Origin of the sequence: Methylocucumis oryzae, from assembly GCF_000963695.1 — a bacterium.
In the GTDB taxonomy this organism is placed as follows: domain Bacteria; phylum Pseudomonadota; class Gammaproteobacteria; order Methylococcales; family Methylomonadaceae; genus Methylovulum; species Methylovulum oryzae.
This window is the reverse complement of record NZ_LAJX01000133.1, coordinates 1-4,066: the sequence shown is the minus strand read 5'-3', so window position 1 is coordinate 4,066 and position 4,066 is coordinate 1. Positions and strand designations below refer to the sequence as shown.

At 41.6% G+C, this 4,066-nt stretch carries 7 protein-coding genes and 1 pseudogene; 4 read left to right on the top strand and 4 right to left on the bottom strand.

Annotated features, from left to right (window positions below; translation table 11 throughout):
- Positions 1 to 167: 167 nt before the first annotated feature.
- From VZ94_RS13365 to VZ94_RS13350, 4 genes and pseudogenes are all read right to left on the bottom strand, one after another.
- Entirely contained in the window at positions 168 to 1,121 is a 954-nt protein-coding gene (locus VZ94_RS13365; protein ID WP_338040405.1) for an NAD(P)H-dependent glycerol-3-phosphate dehydrogenase, read from the bottom strand.
- Positions 1,122 to 1,178: 57 nt separating this feature from the next.
- Positions 1,179 to 1,653: pseudogene (gene secB, locus VZ94_RS13360) on the bottom strand (protein-export chaperone SecB).
- Between the two features lie 34 nt (positions 1,654 to 1,687).
- On the bottom strand, positions 1,688 to 2,131 hold the full coding sequence (locus VZ94_RS13355; RefSeq protein WP_045779602.1) for a rhodanese-like domain-containing protein: 444 nt from the start codon (positions 2,129 to 2,131) through the stop codon (positions 1,688 to 1,690).
- Positions 2,132 to 2,177: 46 nt separating this feature from the next.
- Complete coding sequence (locus VZ94_RS13350) at positions 2,178 to 2,492, bottom strand: ArsR/SmtB family transcription factor (protein WP_045779601.1); 315 nt, start codon at positions 2,490 to 2,492, stop codon at positions 2,178 to 2,180.
- Positions 2,493 to 2,794: 302 nt separating this feature from the next.
- Between VZ94_RS13350 and VZ94_RS13345 the strand changes: the two genes are divergently transcribed.
- The 4 genes from VZ94_RS13345 to VZ94_RS32800 are packed head-to-tail and all read left to right on the top strand — an operon-like array spanning position 2,795 to position 3,925.
- A complete protein-coding gene (locus tag VZ94_RS13345; protein ID WP_045779600.1) occupies positions 2,795 to 3,232 on the top strand; it encodes a hypothetical protein in 438 nt (145 codons plus the stop codon).
- Entirely contained in the window at positions 3,204 to 3,737 is a 534-nt protein-coding gene (locus VZ94_RS13340; protein WP_045779599.1) for a hypothetical protein, read from the top strand. Before VZ94_RS13345 ends, VZ94_RS13340 begins: the two co-directional genes overlap by 29 nt.
- On the top strand, positions 3,706 to 3,801 hold the full coding sequence (locus VZ94_RS32805) for a hypothetical protein (protein WP_082081645.1): 96 nt from the start codon (positions 3,706 to 3,708) through the stop codon (positions 3,799 to 3,801). The genes VZ94_RS13340 and VZ94_RS32805 overlap by 32 nt, the downstream gene beginning before the upstream one ends.
- Positions 3,770 to 3,925, top strand: coding sequence for a peptidoglycan DD-metalloendopeptidase family protein (locus VZ94_RS32800; protein WP_082081646.1), 156 nt, complete (start codon positions 3,770 to 3,772; stop codon positions 3,923 to 3,925). Before VZ94_RS32805 ends, VZ94_RS32800 begins: the two co-directional genes overlap by 32 nt.
- Positions 3,926 to 4,066: the final 141 nt, after the last annotated feature.

The window sequence follows — 4,066 nt, the reverse complement described above, 5'->3', positions numbered from 1 at the left end:
GAACGGTCAAGTTTTCGGTATCTTGTGTTGTTGTGCGCTGTGCGCACCTTTTTCATTGATTTTTAATGATAACCTATAAAGGTGCACACAGTGCACCCTACCTAAAAACCGAAAACTTAACCGTTTAAAGCATATGTCTCGCTAACATTACACACTACGCTTATGGTTCAACTCAGATGTAAACACTCGCGCTTTATTTCTCTAGCCAATAAATTTTCTACCGCAAGTTTAGGTTTTAACCCTTGATACAAGACTTTATACGTTTGCTCAGTAATAGGCATATCAATAGCAAATTTTTGTGCTAAAGCATAGGTTTCGCGTGCAGCAGCAACGCCTTCAACTTCTTGGCCTATATCAGCAACCGCATCGGCAAACGCAACGCCTTGCCCTAAAGCGATACCTAATCGGCGGTTACGCGATTGGTTATCAGTACACGTCAAGATTAAATCGCCTAAACCGGCTAACCCCATAAACGTATCCTGCTTACCGCCTAAGCAAAGACCTAAACGGATAACTTCATTCAAACCACGAGTAATTAATGCCGAGCGGGTATTAGCGCCAAAACCTAAACCATCGGCAATACCTGCCGCAATAGCCAAAACATTTTTAACAGCACCACCGACTTCAACACCAATCACATCATCACTGGTGTACACACGAAAACACGTATTGTGGAATAATTTAGCTAAATGCTCGGCAAATTCAATACGATTTGCCGCAAGGGTAATGGCTGTGGGTAAGCCTATCGCGACCTCACGCGCAAATGATGGCCCCGACAAAATCGCCGCTGGCGTCTCTGGAGAAAACACTTCGGCAACGATTTCATGCAATAACCGACCATCATCTGGGTTAAACCCTTTCGTCGCCCAAGCAATTGCCGTTGTGTTAGAAAGATGGGATTTAAGCTTTTCTAAGGTTGCTTTAAAAGCCTGACTAGGCACACAGACTAATATCACGTCGGCAAAGGCCGCCGCTTGCTCCAGTTGTGCGCTAAGCAATAAATTATCTGGAAACGGTATTTCGGGTAAATAACGTTGATTTTTCCTTAGACGCTGAAGGTCGTGAATATGGTTCGCATCATGTCCCCATAATAAGGTTTGGCAGCCATTGCGAGCTGCCAAAAATCGCTAATGCGCTGCCCCATGAGCCTGCGCCTAAAACGGAGATTTTCTCAGCCATCAATTGATGGTTTCAGAACCTGGTATTTGTTGCTGTTGTAGTTGTTGCATGTGTTGAGCATAAACAGCGTCGAAGTTAACCGGTGCTAATAATAATTGTGGGAAACCACCACGCGTAGCTAAATCTGACACAGTTTCTCTGGCATAAGGGAATAAAATATTTGGGCAGAAGCTACCCACCATAGGCCCCATTTCTTGCTCGTCAAAACCAACAATAGCAAAAATACCGGCTTGATTAACTTCAACCAAATAAGCGGTCAAATCGCCACATTTAACGGTAATCGTGACCATTAAACAAATTTTCATAAAATGAATTATCTAGCGGCGTTACTTGAGTGCTAAGGTTAAAATCAACCGCAGGCTCCCATTTGTGGGTAAAAATGCTAGGAGAATTCGGCGTCTCAAACGAAATATCTTTAGTATAAATTTTTTGAATCGCGAATTGTTTTTCAACGGGCTTAATTTCTTCAGTCATGGAGTTTTATCTATAAAGTTTAACAAAGGGTTAGTTAGGCAAAGGTTTTCTTGCTTTTTTTAATAGGTAATTTGTAATCGGTTTGCCAAGATTCCATACCGCCGGAGATTACAAAAACCTGCTCAAAACCTGCTTTGGTCAACAGCTTACCCGCCGATATAGCGCGCGTACCATTTTGACAAATCACTAAAACAGGGTCTTTTTTATACGCTTCAATTTTCTTTAGCTCGTTATCGAACTTATCCAGCGGTAAATGAATGGCTTCCTGTATATGACCGGAGGCAAATTCCGTTTGATCGCGCACATCAACGACAACAGTTTTCATTTCGTTCATTTTGGCAACTGCGAGCAACGGTGAAATCGTATTATATTTTTTTAATGCCGTTTCAAATAAATCCTGTATGAGCAAATACGTGACCACCACAAACGCTAGCGAGAGTAAATAGTGGTTAATCAAAAATTCAATTACGCGTTCCATGGTTATAAAAAGTAAGGTGAATGTTTTTAATGTTTCTGAAATGTTGCTAGTGTTGATGACAAAACACTTCTTTCATCATAGCAATTAATTGCGTCATGCGCTTATCGTCAATATAGTAATAAACACGATTAGCTTTTTTTTCCGAACCTAAAATATTTTTTTCTCTAAGAATCGATAAGTGCTGGGAAATGTTACTCTGGCTCGTGCCGACTTGTTCAACAATGTCTTGTACACTTAAGGCCTCATCCCCTAATACGCATAAAATCTTTAACCTTAAAGGATGCGACATCGCCTTTAAACAACGTGCCGCTTTGGCGATGTCATTATCATCGTATAAAATGTGTTCGACCTTAGTATCCATACACTCAAATAATCGGAAAAGAGAAGCAGATTTATAACACATAGACCATACAGTCCTGTGTTAATATAAATCTAACGTTAGTAACTAGCTTAAGTACGCTTTGCGCATTGCAACAACCTTAGAAATAATACCTTGTTTTTTCCCGTTTGGGTAATCAAGAATGCTTTACCAGCGACGTAAACAACGTTTATCACTATACTACCGCTCAGGAGAGCGCTTCATTGTGTTAAAACAATTCAATAACTCATGGTACTTAACGGCGCGGACTGTGAGCAGATTCATTCTTTCTGCCTGATGGGTGCATGATTAACAGAATCGCATTATTTTGCTTAAGTCTGGTTTTCATTCCTGTAAGCGCAGAAGAAACACCAGCATCTTTTACCACCGACGCACCGAACTCAGAATTTGCGGCAGTTTTAGAAAACTTAGAAACGCAATACGGAGAAACAGCAGCATCGATAAAAGCCTTACACGCAGATATTGAGCAATTGCGCGTAGGCTTAGCGCAAATCCGAGCCAACATTCATTACTACCAAACTCAGATTGACAAAGAAAATAAGGAGCTAGCCAATCAAGTTAAAGCGGCTTATCTAATTGGTCAGCAAGAACAACTAAAACTTATGCTCAACCAACAAGACCCGGCGTTATCCAGCCGGATGCTTATTTACTACCAATATATCAACAAAGACCGCTTAGCGAGATTAACGGCTATTGAAAAAAAAACTTGCGCAGCTCAATGAACTAGAACAGCAAAAACAACAACAAACTGAACAATTGCAAGAGCGCGCCGAGCAAAAACAAAACCAGCAAACACTTTTAAATCAATACCGTAAGCGCCGCAATGAATTATTAGCACAGTTAAATAATGATGAAGCATCCGATGTGCAACGGATTAATGAAATAAAAAACGCCGAAACACAACTGAAAAGCTTATTGGAATCGTTAAAAAATAACGAAACGGTTACTGCTCCTCCTATCGAGCAGACAACAGAATCGGATAGTTCAGAAGATGACGCCCAACCCAACGACCTCAGCACTAGCGTTCGTTTTACCCAGTTAAAAGGTCGGCTTAAATGGCCTACGCAAGGCAAGATTACGTCGTCACTTGAGAATCCCACTACTAATGCAACGCATAAAGACGTTATCATAAGCGCAAACGAAGGTATTGACGTAAAAGCAATTGCCCCAGGAAAAAGTGGTGTTTTCAGGCCCTATGCAACGCTATGGACTGCTCATCATTATTGAACATGGCGATGGCTATTTAAGCTTATACGGGCATAATCAAAGTTTATACAAACAAAAAAAATGACTTAGTTAAAACTGGCGAAGTCATTGCCGCTGTCGGTCAAAGCGGTGGACAAAATCGAACAGGCTTGTTTTTTGGCATACGCAAACAAGACAGCCCGCTAGATCCGAGAGAATGGTGTCGATAAACGGGCTACACACTTTAAGTAGGGACAGGGTATTTAGGGTTCAGGTGTTGGCAGCAGGGATGCTGCCACCAAAGCCTACAGGGATGTATTTACGGCGTCCTGCACCCATGAWWACCCTGTCCCGCCTTACGTTGGTAGCCC